This is a genomic window from Colwellia sp. C1TZA3, assembly GCF_007954265.1.
Taxonomy (GTDB): Bacteria; Pseudomonadota; Gammaproteobacteria; order Enterobacterales; family Alteromonadaceae; genus Cognaticolwellia.
In genome coordinates this window covers 57,162-71,440 of sequence record NZ_VOLS01000016.1, presented here as the reverse complement: position 1 = coordinate 71,440, position 14,279 = coordinate 57,162, and the positions used below count along the sequence as shown (strand labels likewise).

Sequence of the window (14,279 nt, the reverse complement as noted above, 5' to 3'; positions counted from 1 at the left end):
ACCCGCTTATTCACCTGAATTAAATCCAATTGAACAGGTATGGCAGTGGTTAAGACAGAATGAGTTAGCGAATAAATGTTTTAAGGATTATGACGATATTGTTGAATCTTGTAGTAATGCATGGAACGGCTTCATAAGTGATATAAAAAGGGTGAAAGATATATGCTTTAGAGACTGGCTAAATTTGAGTGGTTAATTAATGTAATTGGTATTAGAGGGCTTAGCGCTGAAATTGCATATTGCAGTGAAACGGGTATATAATGCGCGCCATTCTAAATAAGGGCGTTATTGTTGATGAGATTTATTGTTAAGCTACAAGCTGAAATAACCATTAAAAGCCGTCCAGTGCGTAAGCGTTTTACTAAGATTTTAGAATCAAGTATAAAAAATGTTTTACGTCGTGTTGATGAACAAGTGACAACACAAATGCACTGGGACAATATTGAAGTTAATACGGCTAATAACACACCTGAAAACCGTTTAAAATTAATAGCGACTTTACAGTCCACGCCAGGCATCCCGATGTTTCTCGAGGTGCAACAAGCCAGCTTTACTGACCTTAATGATATTTATGAAAAAACCTTAGCAGTGCATGCTAAAAACATTGAAAACAGAACATTTTCTGTCAGAGTAAAGCGTTCAGGTAAGCACAACTTTAATTCTATGGAAGTCGAAAAATATGTTGGCAGCGGATTAAATCTGCAGGTTGCATCTGCTAGCGTTAAATTGACAAAACCCGACTTCACTGTGTATTTAGAAATTAAAAATACCCATTTATATATTGTTACCCAGCGTCACAAAGGTATGGGCGGTTTTCCTATTGCCACACAAGAAGATGTGTTGTCGCTAATGTCGGGTGGTTTTGATTCTGGTGTCGCTAGTTATCAAATGATTAAAAAAGGTGCACGAACGCATTATTGTTTCTTTAATTTAGGCGGTGCTGCGCATGAAGTCGGTGTTAAGCAAGTCAGTTATTATTTATGGGACAAATATGGTGCCTCACATCGGGTGAAGTTTTTTGCTGTAGATTTTGAACCGGTCGTTGCACAAATACTCAAACACATTGACAATGGCCTAATGGGCGTTGTACTTAAACGTATGATGGTGCGAGCTGCAGCTACAATAGCTGAAAAAATGGGTATTCAAGCCTTAGTTACCGGTGAGGCAATAGGTCAGGTCTCTAGTCAAACAATCACTAACTTAAATGTGATTGATCGGGCGACTAGTACTTTGATTTTACGGCCATTAGTGACCTACGAAAAACAAGATATTATTAATATTGCACGGGAAATTGGTACCGAAGACTTTGCCAAAACCATTCCTGAATATTGTGGTGTTATTTCTAAAAAGCCAACAGTAAAAGCCGTATTGTCAAAAGTTGAAGCAGAAGAAGAAAAATTTGATTTCTCAATTCTTGACAAAGTCGTCGATGAAACCCGAGTCTTTGATGTCCGTGATATCGGCAAAGAAAGTGAAGCAGAAATTCATGCGGTTGATACCTTAGATAATATCCCTGCCAATGCGGTTGTACTCGATATTCGAAGCCCTGATGAAGAAGATGACCAGCCTTTAGCGTTAGAGGGCGTAGAAGTTATACACCTACCGTTTTACAAACTAGCCAGTCAATTTGGCGACTTAGATAAGTCTAAAGACTACTTACTTTATTGCGACCAAGGTGTGATGAGTAAATTACAAGCGTTATATTTATTAGGCGCAGGTTTTACCAATGTGAAAGTGTATCGACCATAAATACCGCCTATGGGCGATTTTTCTGTAGGTCAGACTTTAGTCCGTCAACCGTTAAACAGGCAATTAATCAACTTGGTATAACGTGATAGGTCAATATGAATAACCAAGTTAATTTCATTTGAGACGACGACATTTAACTACAATCGAGCCTAAATAACACTATATTCCCGCTCCACTTCAATAGGCAACTTTTAAGTGGAGCGAGTATAGACTCATCGCCTTTTTTAATGCTAAGCATTAGTGAATACTAAACTTCTAACGCTTTAATTTGCCGTATTAACTTTTCATTTTGGGCTACACCCAGACCTGCCTTTTTAGCCAAACTAACCATGTAGCCATTGATATAATCAATCTCAGTTTTGCGTTGCTGTAGAATGTCACTGCGCATTGAAGAGCAATTTTCAGCCGTATTTTTCGCTACCTGCAGTATTGTGGCTTGCAGCTCATTAAAGTCAAAGTTAATGTTTTCATCAGCGGCTACAGCAATGATTTCACTAATTAATGCCGTAATGAGTAGCCTAAATCTATCATCAAGTAACTGGCCGTTATCAATGTTTTCTATGGCGGTTATCGGGTTAATAACACAATTTATCGCTAATTTAAGCCATTGCTTGTCTTTAATAGCTTCTGTAAAAATTAATGTTGGCAAAGCTTGGGTCAATGTTGCGCTAATATTATCGCGCATTGATAGCGTAATATTACCAGTGACCACGCCTAAATCATGATGACCTAAACCGGTATGCTGAGCATGAAAAGGGCGGATTATTTTACAGCCATGGGTGGTTAATAGCGCTAAACAAGGCTGCTGGATTTTGGCTAAGTCGTGGTATGCGCCCATGCCGTTATGACAAAAAACAATGATTGCTTGAGTTGATATCTTATTGTTTAAAGCTTCCATGGCTGCTTTGACTTGATAAGACTTTACGCAGAGCAATATCAACTCTGCATTGGCAAAGCTAGCGTTATTAGCGAGGGTTAATAAACCTTCTTCGCTGTGGTTTTTAATGTTAGTGAAGTGGTAATGACTGGGAATAGAGCTTGCGCTTGCTGAGCACGACAAACTGACTGAGTTTTCAGGCGTTTTAACCAAATGATGATACCAGAGCAGTCCGATAGCCCCTTGGCCAATAACAACAATATTCATTATGTCGACTTATTGCTAGAACGATTCCGATACATCAAAATTGCCCATCTAATAACACCAAATATTGCTATACCGATGAGATCAGAAATAAAGTCACTCACTTGTGCGCTGCGAAAGCCTAAATAATGCTGCCCTAACTCGGTGAGTATGCCGTAAAAAGCTACGGTCAACATGGTGTTAAATAACGGCAGTTTTAATATGCTGTGTAGTACCCAAGTTAAGCAAAAAAAACTAATGATATGGCCAATAGAGTCGATTTCCGTGCTGCGAAAAACGATGCGCCTCAAGTCTTGAGAGCTAAAGTAAAAGCAAAAAAATAGCATGACAATTATGGCGAGAATGGATAAGTGATAGCGACTTTTCATTGCGGTGTCGGTCATTGTGCTTGATAAAATCAGATGTCATTAATCATATCAGTGCTAAGCAACGAAAACTATCATTGTTGTTTTGAACTAAAGGCTTTATTGCAATTAAATTAACTAATCGATCGCTGAGTTAATTCAACTAGCATTACTCCTAGTCAAAGCAATAATTTGTTATCTTCTGTATTGGTATTAATTTCATATATTGATAATATATCCCCAATTATTGTTAGATAGAGAATCATCATGCCTTCAATGGATATTGTTTCCGAAATTAATTTGGAAGAAGTTAGAAACGCAACTGAAAATGCTAACCGCGAGTTATCAACTCGATTCGACTTTCGAGGTGCAGACGCAAGCTTTACTTGGAAAACCCCAACAGTAACGATGAAAGGTGATGCTGACTTTCAGCTTAAGCAAATGGCAGATGTGCTGAGAAGCCAATTAGTCAAGCGAAATATTGACGCCAAAGCGCTAACACTGAGCAGCATTGAACACACCGGGAAAAACTTTAGCCAAGAGGCGACTTTTAAAGAAGGCATCGAGCAACTGGTTGCTAAAAAAGTGGTTAAATTAATCAAAGACAGCAAGTTAAAAGTGCAGGCTTCAATTCAAGGTGAACAAGTGCGTGTTACCGGTAAAAAGCGCGATGATTTACAAGCTGTGATGCAGTTACTTAGAGAAACTGAATTTGAGCAATCATTTCAATATAATAACTTTAGAGATTAATTTGGCCTAATAGCGTTATTTTCTATTTGTTAGTATCAAATTTTTAAAAAGAGGTCTTGGCCTCTTTTTTTTTGCTTTAATCTTTTTCAAAGCTATTGCAGCAATAAATAAACGATTGACTGTAATTTAGCCAGTAATGAAATCTTTACGCCAAAAACAGCCATTAAAAGCACTTTCATGAGCTTTTTTATTAATAAACACTGTTTTTTTCTTAATACTTTAAGTAAATTAGCTTAATCAAATAATAAAAATAATGGTTTTAAATGGCTGCTTCTAGAGGTGCGTTCAGTTCTCGTTTTGGTTTTATCATGGCGGCGGCGGGTTCTGCAGTAGGGTTAGGTAATATATGGGGTTTTCCAACACAAACGGCAAGTAACGGTGGCGCTGCATTTGTGCTGGTTTACTTAGTGCTTGCCTTTTGTTTAGCGTATCCCGCTTTTATGGCGGAGTTACTGATAGGGCGATATGGTCAAGCCAATGCGGTGACGTCTTTGCAAAAAATATCACGAAATATTTTTCACAAGCGTTTTGCTTTTGTCGTTGGCTTTGGCGGCATTATTTGTGCAGCATTAATTTTAAGTTTTTATGGCATTTTGGCCGGTTGGATGATGTCATTCGCGATTGAGCCTATAACGACTATATTAGGTTTTAATGAAGCGTCAAGCTGGCTTACGTCACAATCTATAGCGCGTAATTTAATTTTTTCTGCATTATTTATGATGCTTACTATAGCAATTATTCGCCGAGGTGTTGAGCAGGGCATTGAAAAATGGTCTAAGCGTTTAATGCCTATGCTAATAGGTTTGCTGATTTTATTGATCTTCTATGTTTTCACTTTAGAAGGAGCAGAAGCAGGCTTTGCCGCGTATTTAAATCCTGATATTTCTCGTTTATTTGAGCCCGACTTACTGATCAGTGCACTGGGGCAAGCGTTCTTTTCATTGTCGTTAGGTACCAGTGTTATGGTGATTTACGGCTCATATATCTCCAAGAAAGAAAACTTAGTGACTTTAGGCGCGCAAGTTACCCTAATTGATGTTTCAATCGCTTTCTTAGCTGGATTGTTAATTATTCCATCAATGTACGTTGCCCAAGCACAAGGCGTGGCTATATTTAGTGCAGATGGTAGTTTAATCTCTGGTCCTAATTTAGTTTTTGATGTGCTACCTACGTTATTCGACGGCATGGGTGCTATCGGTTTATTTGTTGGCTTTGGCTTTTTTGTCTTAATGTCTATTGCCGCATTAACATCAAGTATTTCAATGTTAGAGGGGCCAGTTTCATATGTAGTAGAACGCCACAATATTAAACGCAAAAAAGCGACCACCTTTATTGGCTTGGGTATCTTTATGTTAAGTACCTTAATTGTATTTAATTTTGATCTGCTTTTTGGTTTGATTATTTCAATTTCTACCGTTTATGGTCAGCCACTGATTTCGATGTTGTGCTGTGTATTTGTTGGTTGGATTTGGTTTCGTAACGATATTTTAAATGAACTTAAGCAAGGTAATGACATGGTTGAACATTCGTTATTTTGGAAAATTTGGCCTTGGTATACTAAGTTTGTTTGCCCAACGGCAATTGGTATTGTTTTCTGGCATTCATTGTAATAAAACCGTGTTAAAATTTAGGCATTAAAAAGGGAGCTATTTAGCTCCCTTTTCTTATTCTGTTCTCGTGTAAGCGTAGGTTATAGCGCAGGCCAAAGCTGTTGCCACGGTGGGGTAAGTTGCTCTACAACCTCAAGCGTTGACGCATTATTGAACACAGTGCCAGCGCTTGGCGGTAGACAATACTGATATTGTTTATTGTGCAAACTAAAGCTTAAGGCAAAGGCGTGTAAATAGCCTCGGTCAGTATTGAGGTTATTGTTGTATAACGGATCACCGAGTATTGGTACACCTATGCTATTTAGTGCCACTCTAATTTGATGGGTTTTACCTGAATGCGGCTTAATTAAATAGAGCCGTTGTTTGGGGGCGATAGGATAAGATAAGACTTGGCTAATCGCTGGATTACCCATAGTGCGGAGTAATTTCCACATGCCTCTGCGGCTTTTTTCCATATCACCTTTAATTAAGCCTTGTTTTTTTTTCGGCTTACCTTCGGCTATTGCCAAGTAAAATTTTTGCACTTGGTGTTGCTCAAATTGTTGTTGAAACACTCTTGCGGTGGCACTATTTTTAGCCACAATAATCAGTCCCGAGGTCATCTTGTCTAAACGATGAACGGGATAAAGCTCAGTCAGTGCAAACTGTGTTTTTAGCTGAGCTTTTATTTGCGAAAACAAGCCACTGCCAAGCTCATCTTCATCGTGAAAACTGAGCCCTTGGGGTTTATCAATGATGATAAAGTCAGCTTGGTGATCAATCACGGTTAATGGTTGCTCTGACATTAAAAGCTCAACCCGATAATAACGTATATAATTAGCGTGAGTACTGCGCCTACTAAGGCATAAGGTAACTGGGTTTTAACATGTTCAAAGTGATCACAGCCACTGGCAATAGAGGCAACAATGGTGGTGTCTGAAATAGGTGAAGCATGGTCACCAAATATACCGCCACCTAGCACGGCAGCCACCAAAAACTCAATAGGTAAGCCGCTTTGTTGCGCGATAGGTACGGCAATGGGAATAAGTATCGCAAAGGTGCCCCATGAGGTGCCGGTCGCAAATGCCATAATCGCAGCCGCAATAAATAAAATCGGGGCCATTAAAAACAAGGGTACTTCAACGTTAATTAATTGGCTAACATAAACGCCCGTACCAAGCGCTTTAATCGCGTCGCCAAAAGCAAACGACAGCACTAGAATAGCGACCACAGGCGACATGTGCTTAATACCGGTAATGATGGTTTTAACGATAGTAGAAAATGACATGAGCTTGTGGCCAATAATTAAGAGCACTAAGAATACCAGTGCACTAACCACCGACCAAAATACAGAGAAAGCACCAGAGCCTCGACGTATATCACCGTCACCGGTCAACCAAAGTAGTATAAAAGTGCTGATTAATAGCGTTAGCATCGGGAACCACATAATATAGGCGGGGGCAACATCATCAACGGTGGTTTTCTGCTTTGCTTGAACTAGCGATTCAGCGCGCTTTAATGGCCCAAAAACTTTACCACTAAACGCGGTGTAATAAGCCAAAGCCACGGCAATAAGGGCATAAAAATTATAACCAATGGTGCCGATTAAAATGCCGACCGGGTCATTAAATGAATAACCGTCAAGTAAGCCTAAAACATAAGCTCCCCAGCCATTAATCAAAAATAAAATACTGATCGGTGCACAGGTTGAATCGACCAAATAAGCCAGCCTAGCTCGGCTAAGTTTGTGTTGATCGAATAGCTTTTGACTCGCCATGCCGGCAGTAAACATGCTGAGATTAGTATCGGTAAAAATGCTGGTACCGATAACGGTTGGTAACATGCTAGCTTGTCGGCTATTTTTTACTAAATTTAATGAGGCAAGGTGGTTAATAAAGCCATTGACTGCGCCCGATTGATTCATTAGCGTCACTAAAGCGCCAATTAATAGGCTGAAACTGACAATGTAAACGTTACCTAAAGAGTAAAATACTTGTGCAATGCCAACTGTAGTGCCGGTTAAGCTATCAATAGGGTGACCATTTGCTATCATGACATAACAAAGCATTACGCCACATAAAAGTGCGAAAAGTGCATTTTTTCGCCATATAGCAATGATAATAGCAACAAGCGGGGGAAGTAAGCTAAAAACACTGTCTTGCATAGTAAACCTTTATTATTATTTTATGTTGGGGGGATTGTGAGCTTTAGCTATCACTTAAAAATGTCCAGCAACTAACTTTACCGTAAGCTCAGCTAATAAGAAACTGTATGCTTGCAGAGCCCAGTATAAAATTTTTAAGAAAATAAATATACTTTGACTGAATGGCTTCAATTTCTCAGTCAGATAAAGATAAATGCAACAATATAGGGTATATTTTAGCAGTGTAAGGTGGTGGGTTTAAAGTCAGTGAGCAAACTTTTACCGCTTTGTTGATACTTTATTTGCTGGACCTAACCGATATTAAGAGAATAATAAATCATTGTAGCCATTGAAAATTAACATTTCACCCTTAAATAACACTTACTCACTGGCGTAACGCATCAGGAACTATTTTGACATTATCATTAAACGAATATATCACGGCTTTTGCTCAAGTAAAGCATCAAACTTCTTTGAGCCAATTTGGTCGAGGTATAGAACGTGAAGCACTTCGAGTGCTACCAGAAGGGCGTTTGTCTGAACGCGGGCACAGTGAACGATTAGGGTCGGCGTTAACTCATCCTAATATTACCACCGACTACTCAGAAACCTTGCTGGAATTTATTACCCCGGTTAGTTATCAACCTGAAACAGTGATTACCCAACTTGAAGATGTGCAAAAATTTACCTTAAGTCAACTTGATGGTGAGTTATTGTGGCCGATGAGTATGCCGTGTTTTGTTGATGATGACGATAAAATACCCTTGGCTCAGTTCGGTAAATCTAACATAGGTAAAATGAAAACTGTTTATCGCCAAGGCTTAAAGAATCGCTATGGCAGCATGATGCAGGTTATCTCTGGCATACATTTTAACTTTTCTTTTCCAAAAAGTTTTTTTCAATCGCTGCAAAGCATTGAAGAAAATACTGATGTACTTGATGATTATATCTCTGATAAATACTTTGCACTTTTAAGAAACTACAAACGTTTTTGCTGGCTAATCCCCTATTTATATGGCAGTTCACCCGCTATTTGTCGATCTTTTCTAAAAAATAAAACCACTGATTTACCGTTTAAGAAAACCGAAAAAGGTTATATGTACCTTGAGTATGCCACATCGTTACGTATGAGCGACTTAGGCTACACCAACAGTGAGCAGTCAACGTTACAAATTTGCTATAACAATTTGTCGGACTACTTAGACGGGGTGAAAAATGCGATAAATTTACCGTCGCAAAAGTTTAAGAAAATTGGTATCAAAGTTGACGGTAAGTACCAGCAACTTAACAGTAATGTTTTACAAATAGAAAATGAATTATACGCACCTGTACGTCCAAAATGTGTCGCAAAGGCTGGCGAAAAGCCATCAGAGGCGTTAAGCAATAGGGGCGTTGAATATATTGAAGTGAGAGCACTTGATGTTAACCCTTTTTCTGCCACCGGCATCACAGTTGAACAAGTACGATTTTTAGACATTTTTCTGACTTTTTGTATGCTAGAGAACAGTCCAACACTTAACTACAGTGCACAGGCAACCAGTGAAGAAAATATGGATGCTGTGGTTGTAAGAGGTCGTGATCCAACATTATTATTACAAGATATCGCAGCAGAGAAGACAGAAGGTAAGTCTGTACAGCAATGGGGTGGTGAAATTTTCGCTAAAATGGCGGATATTGCTACATTATTAGATCAAGCTAATGACACTAAGCTATACAGTCAAGTACTTGCGGCGGAAGCGGCTAAAATTAACGACGCTAGTTTAACACCGTCGGCACAAATTTTAGCGGCAGTGGTTGATGAAAATCAATCGTTAACAAAAATGGCGCTTAGTAAGGCTGTTGATTACCGCCAACAGCTTTTAGCTAATGATTATCAAGAGTTTAGCGAAGAATATTTTACCGAAACAGTCACCGACTCATTACGCAAAAATGCGGCTATCGAAGCAAGTGACACAATGGATTTTGATACTTTTCTGCAGGACTACTTTTCCTGAGCAAAACTTAGTTTTTAATAGCACTGCTCATTGCCCTTAAAAGTACGGTAATTGTTTTTAATCCAATGGCAATTATCAGTGGCAACTGCTATTCGCCATTATCTGCGTTTGTAGTCGCTTATTAAATTTTAGGCAAAAAAAAAGCGCGTTAAGATAACGCGCTGTAAATAATAAAAAAGCAGTCCAGGAAGGTTTTGCTTTCATAGTATATGACTGGCTATTTTTTTAATGGTTCATTTTTTGTCAGATTCATTTTCTTCCTTCCTTAATGAATACTCAATAGAAATTTACCTTCATGACATGATGTTAATTTTAGCTGTTGTCTAACCATAATAACTCGCCATCAAGTTCATCAAGGTTAGAATAGACCAGTTTTATTAATTATCTGGTTTACTTTATACGTAAGGAAAATAGTCAAATACAAGGCATTTATTTAATAACTAGTTGTTCCAATTATTAAATAAATAACGCAGTAGTGGTTTGTTTTAACCAAGTGAAATGATCAGATAATTAGTGAGATGGGTATGAATAGTCAAAGTAAAATATACTTAGGGTGAAAAATCCCCTGATGATTGAGATTAAAACAATAAATCTGCTGTAAAATATATAAAATTATCGCGTAACAACACGTTTAGTAACCAAGAGTAATGACCCAGAATGAAAAGGTAATGAGTGCCTAAGCTTAAGTCAACTACATACAGTAGTTATACCAATCCCATTAAGTTATTGCTCACTTGTACTAGTTAAAATAGCTCAAGGCTGTGTTGCTCTCACTCCCAATAGCCAGCTATTGCTCAATCGAGCGCCTTACCTTGAGTTATTTTTCCTGCGCACAACAAGATCACAAACTTAATGGAACTGGTATTATACCAATCCCATTAAGTTATTGCTCACTTGTACTAGTTAAAATAGCTCAAGGCTGTGTTGCTCTCAATCCCAATAGCCAGCTATTGCTCAATCGAGCGCCTTACCTTGAGTTATTTTTTCTGCGCACAACAAGATCACAAACTTAATGGAACTGGTATTACAGCTTATCTGAAGTTCATGTTATTGTTGTTTTTTTCTTTTATGTAGCAGAATAAAGTATTTCAAAGCCCGCGTTAGAATAAAGTGTCATATATCACGACTTTAATCTGAAAATTCGACAATTATCTGGCATGATATTATCATTCAAAACTCAGTAACTAAATTCATGGCCTTTTTTAAAACACTTATTATTTCTGCGCTAGCTTGCTTAACGTTATCAAGTTGCGCAACTAGCCCACCAAAAAACCCGGAAAATTTATGCGAAATATTTCGCGAGCATAGAGATTGGTATTTTATCGCCAAAGAAGTGCGCGAACGTTGGGGTGTACCTATTCATGTGCCGATGAGTATGATGTATCAAGAAAGCTCATTTAAAGCCGGTGCATTACCTCCTAGAGACTATCTGTTAGGCTTTATTCCTTGGGGTCGAGTAAGTAGCGCTTATGGCTATTCACAAGCAAAAACGATGACTTGGGCAGACTACGTGAGAGAAACAGATAATTCTGGTGCTGATCGCGATGATTTTGAAGATGCTATTGATTTTATGGGTTGGTTTATTTTTAAAACTCAAAAAATTAATAAGGTCTCTAAATGGGATGGGTACAACCAGTATTTAAATTATCATGAAGGTTGGAGCGGCTTTAAACATAAAAGTTATAAGAAAAAAGCTTGGTTAAGTAAGGTGGCCCGAAAAGTTGATCGTCGTGCTAAGCGCTATTCCAGTCAGCTTAAAAGCTGTGAAGAAGAACTTAATCATGGCTGGTTATGGCGCTTGTTTTTTGGTGATTAGCCCACCTACTATGACAGAGGTTAACAAGCTTTTAGCCTCTAGTTATTTTTGTCACTTTATTACTAGCAGCACGGGCTAGAAAATAAACTCAGTGACTTTTTAAAAAAACTTCATCTTTTTTTAAAAAATCGATTGCAAAATTCAAAGGCTATTTGCTAGAGGGCTTGCATTTGTTATCCACAGAAATTGTGGAAACATCGTCCTCAGATCTAGAGTTGTGCATAACTTTGTTAGTAACTTTCAGTGACGATTGTTCTATCCACAAAATAGTCCAAAAATGAGTCAACGATGCTAACAGAAAATGTTGTTTATTAAGCAGAAGTGTAAGGGCGATGACTAACCGATTAAAGTCAGCCGCTATTAAATACGACTTATTAAATGCTACTTATTGCAGGGGGTAATAAGAAAAGAGCACAGTTGATATAGGTTCAACTGTGCTTTTAATAAAAACTTTGTTTAGCCTTTAAATAGCTAAGATTTTATCGCGTCATAAAAATCAGGTAAAATTCTAACCGTTTTGATCATATTATCTTTTACTGCAATAATTTCCAGCGGATAACCCGATATTCTAACGCTTAAGTTTGCCTCTGGAATATCTTCAAGGTACTCTAAAATTAAGCCATTGATAGTTTTTGGGCCATCAGTGGGGAAATTCCAAGCCATTTCTTTATTCACGTCACGTACGGTTGCACTGCCATCGACTAAATAGCTACCGTCGGGTTGAATATTAACTTCATCACTGGTGGTGGGTGTCATCGTTGTAGTGAAGTCACCAACAATTTCTTCAAGTATATCTTCTAAGGTGACTAAACCTTGAATATCACCATATTCATCAACCACTAAGCCTATGCGCTCTTTTGCATGTTGAAACTTTAACAGTTGCACATTGAGCGGGGTACCTTCAGGAATAAAGTAAATTTCCCGTACAGCACGTAACAAGGTTGCTTTGGTAAATTGTTCTTTCGAGACTAATCGTAAGGCATCACGCATGTGAACATAACCTACCACGTCATCAATATTGTCACGATATAACAAAACTCGGGTATGGTTTGACTGGGTGAGTTGCTTTTGAATGCGTTTCCACTCGTTATTGATATCGATGCCAACCAGTTCATTACGTGGGATCATAATATCTTCAACGGTGACATTCTCTAAGTCGAGAATACCCACTAACATGTCTTGGTCTTGAGATTTCAATAAGGCACCCGACTCATTGACCACAGTGCGTAATTCTTCAGAGCTTAAGCTGTGTTGTTCACGTTGTTCTGAACTAATCCCCAATATGGCTAATATGCCATTGGTGATCCAATTGACCGCAATAACGAAAGGGTATAAGACTTTTAACAGCGCGGTAAGAATTAATGAACTTGGAAAAGCGACTTTTTCTGGGTATAAGGCGGCTAAAGTTTTTGGCGTTATTTCGGCAAAAATCAAAATAACTAAGGTTAACAACAAGCCAGAATAAAATACCCCGGCGTCGCCATACAATCGTTGCGCAATAATGCCGGTAATAAGGGTGGCAAAAATATTGACTAAATTATTACCAATTAGGATCAAGCCGATCAATTTATCTGGTTTTGCCAGTAATTTGCTAACCCGTTTAGCGCCGCGATGATTTTGTTTTTCTAAGTGTTTTAAGCGATACCGGTTAATCGACATCATGCCGGTTTCAGAACCTGAAAAATAGGCTGATATGAATATGAGAATGCCAAGTACGACAAACAGCATATCGGTAGAGATGTTATCCAAAAGGGATCCTATTGATAGTTATTTATAAGCCGTATTACCGCACCAAATTGGAAAAGTAATACAAAGTTAACTTATACCCTAAAATTTATAATAAGAGAAATTCTTTCACAAATCGGCTGCCAAAATAAGCCAAAGTCAGTATAAAGGTGGCAATTACGGTTAATACCAGTACCCGTTGGCCACGCCAACCTTGTTTGAAATGTCCCCATAGCGTTAAGAAATAAATACTGCAGGCGATAAGTGATAAAATAGTTTTATGGGCATTGGCATTTGAGATCATACCGTCAAGGAATAAAAAGCCTAATACTTGGCTAAATAACAAGCAGATACTCCCTAACAGTAAAATAATATATAACTGGCGTTCAACTTGCATTAAAGGCGGTAAGTGATGCACGGCTTGTAAATTTTTATTCTTTAACTTTGTATTGATATAAGCAACTTGGAAGGCATATAAAGTAGCGATAACTAAAATACAATAAGCAATAAGCGCTAAAGTAATATGGCTCAACATAGCAAGTTTATCGGTAACAATTTCCATATTACCCATAGGTGAAATGAAGATCATACTGAGTTGCCAAAGGCCGGCAAAACCATAAATCACCGGCAACAATAAATTAACCTTGAAGCGTAAAGCGACTGTTGAAATAACTAAGGTAATAATTAAACTGACCAGCGACACTACGTTAGGCAGTGAGAAATTGAGGTTGTTATGAGTAAATAAAAATTGTGAGCTACTTAATACATGAAAAACAATCGCCAAACAGGCAAAAATCAAGGTAATAATTAAGTTGGGCCCTTTAGGATGAAATAAACGCGATAAAATTGATATCGTCGCTACGCTGTAGCATACAAACGCAGTAAATGAACTGATACTTGAAAATTCCACAAAGAGCTCCAAAAAAATTAAAAAATGTCCATAAAGTAAATAATACTACTAGTTAATATTTACTATGGCGATTCTAGCAGAACCGCTAGCAGACTCCATAACTATTGTTTATTTTATA

General features: G+C 38.1%; 12 protein-coding genes. 6 read left to right on the top strand and 6 right to left on the bottom strand.

The features are described 5' to 3' along the window. Both ESZ39_RS07075 and thiI read left to right on the top strand, forming a co-directional pair. On the top strand, positions 1-196 hold a 196-nt coding region (locus tag ESZ39_RS07075), incomplete at its 5' end, for a transposase (RefSeq protein ID WP_191321678.1). Between the two features lie 98 nt (positions 197-294). Next, entirely contained in the window at positions 295-1,749 is a 1,455-nt protein-coding gene (thiI, locus tag ESZ39_RS07070; protein WP_146879208.1) for a tRNA uracil 4-sulfurtransferase ThiI, read from the top strand. A 247-nt stretch (positions 1,750-1,996) separates the two neighbouring features. Here the strand turns inward: thiI and ESZ39_RS07065 are convergent, their stop codons facing one another. Next, on the bottom strand, positions 1,997-2,893 hold the full coding sequence (locus tag ESZ39_RS07065; RefSeq protein ID WP_146879207.1) for a ketopantoate reductase family protein: 897 nt from the start codon (positions 2,891-2,893) through the stop codon (positions 1,997-1,999). After that, positions 2,893-3,273 (bottom strand): VanZ family protein, encoded by a 381-nt coding sequence (locus tag ESZ39_RS07060; RefSeq protein ID WP_146879206.1) that lies wholly within the window; start codon positions 3,271-3,273, stop codon positions 2,893-2,895. Before ESZ39_RS07060 ends, ESZ39_RS07065 begins: the two co-directional genes overlap by 1 nt. A 228-nt stretch (positions 3,274-3,501) precedes the next feature. Here ESZ39_RS07060 and ESZ39_RS07055 point away from each other — a divergent pair, with 228 nt between their 5' ends. Continuing rightward, positions 3,502-3,984: a YajQ family cyclic di-GMP-binding protein gene (locus ESZ39_RS07055; RefSeq protein WP_146879205.1), complete on the top strand. Its 483-nt coding sequence runs from the start codon at positions 3,502-3,504 to the stop codon at positions 3,982-3,984. Between the two features lie 263 nt (positions 3,985-4,247). Then, complete coding sequence (locus tag ESZ39_RS07050) at positions 4,248-5,594, top strand: sodium-dependent transporter (protein WP_146879204.1); 1,347 nt, start codon at positions 4,248-4,250, stop codon at positions 5,592-5,594. An 80-nt stretch (positions 5,595-5,674) separates the two neighbouring features. On the opposite strand, the gene ESZ39_RS07045 is transcribed toward ESZ39_RS07050, so the two are convergent. After that, the gene (locus tag ESZ39_RS07045; RefSeq protein WP_146879203.1) at positions 5,675-6,379 is read right to left on the bottom strand and encodes a TIGR01621 family pseudouridine synthase; all 705 of its coding nucleotides are present in this window, start codon (positions 6,377-6,379) and stop codon (positions 5,675-5,677) included. Further along, the gene (locus tag ESZ39_RS07040; protein ID WP_146879202.1) at positions 6,379-7,737 is read right to left on the bottom strand and encodes a Na+/H+ antiporter NhaC family protein; all 1,359 of its coding nucleotides are present in this window, start codon (positions 7,735-7,737) and stop codon (positions 6,379-6,381) included. Before ESZ39_RS07040 ends, ESZ39_RS07045 begins: the two co-directional genes overlap by 1 nt. 392 nt (positions 7,738-8,129) lie before the next feature. Here ESZ39_RS07040 and gshA point away from each other — a divergent pair, with 392 nt between their 5' ends. Both gshA and ESZ39_RS07030 read left to right on the top strand, forming a co-directional pair. Then, positions 8,130-9,710, top strand: coding sequence for a glutamate--cysteine ligase (gene gshA / locus ESZ39_RS07035; RefSeq protein WP_146879201.1), 1,581 nt, complete (start codon positions 8,130-8,132; stop codon positions 9,708-9,710). Between the two features lie 1,192 nt (positions 9,711-10,902). Then, positions 10,903-11,526, top strand: coding sequence for a hypothetical protein (locus tag ESZ39_RS07030; RefSeq protein ID WP_146879200.1), 624 nt, complete (start codon positions 10,903-10,905; stop codon positions 11,524-11,526). A gap of 471 nt (positions 11,527-11,997) precedes the next feature. On the opposite strand, the gene ESZ39_RS07025 is transcribed toward ESZ39_RS07030, so the two are convergent. Together ESZ39_RS07025 and ESZ39_RS07020 are read right to left on the bottom strand one after the other, a co-directional pair. Beyond that, positions 11,998-13,275, bottom strand: a complete 1,278-nt coding sequence (locus tag ESZ39_RS07025; protein ID WP_146879199.1) for an HlyC/CorC family transporter — start codon at positions 13,273-13,275, stop codon at positions 11,998-12,000. An 85-nt stretch (positions 13,276-13,360) separates the two neighbouring features. Next, positions 13,361-14,161 carry an inner membrane protein YpjD gene (locus ESZ39_RS07020; protein WP_146879198.1) on the bottom strand — a complete coding sequence of 267 codons (801 nt, stop codon included), beginning with the start codon at positions 14,159-14,161 and terminating at the stop codon, positions 13,361-13,363. Positions 14,162-14,279 lie beyond the last annotated feature (118 nt).

What these genes read in the sequence shown, in the direction of transcription:
- ESZ39_RS07040 (WP_146879202.1), bottom strand. Translation starts at nt 7,737, where the DNA reads ATGCAAGACAGTGTTTTTAGCTTACTTCCCCCGCTTGTTGCTATTATC.
- ESZ39_RS07060 (WP_146879206.1), bottom strand. Translation starts at nt 3,273, where the DNA reads ATGACCGACACCGCAATGAAAAGTCGCTATCACTTATCCATTCTCGCC.
- thiI (WP_146879208.1), top strand. Translation starts at nt 295, where the DNA reads ATGAGATTTATTGTTAAGCTACAAGCTGAAATAACCATTAAAAGCCGT.
- ESZ39_RS07045 (WP_146879203.1), bottom strand. Translation starts at nt 6,379, where the DNA reads ATGTCAGAGCAACCATTAACCGTGATTGATCACCAAGCTGACTTTATC.
- ESZ39_RS07065 (WP_146879207.1), bottom strand. Translation starts at nt 2,893, where the DNA reads ATGAATATTGTTGTTATTGGCCAAGGGGCTATCGGACTGCTCTGGTAT.
- ESZ39_RS07030 (WP_146879200.1), top strand. Translation starts at nt 10,903, where the DNA reads ATGGCCTTTTTTAAAACACTTATTATTTCTGCGCTAGCTTGCTTAACG.
- ESZ39_RS07055 (WP_146879205.1), top strand. Translation starts at nt 3,502, where the DNA reads ATGCCTTCAATGGATATTGTTTCCGAAATTAATTTGGAAGAAGTTAGA.
- ESZ39_RS07050 (WP_146879204.1), top strand. Translation starts at nt 4,248, where the DNA reads ATGGCTGCTTCTAGAGGTGCGTTCAGTTCTCGTTTTGGTTTTATCATG.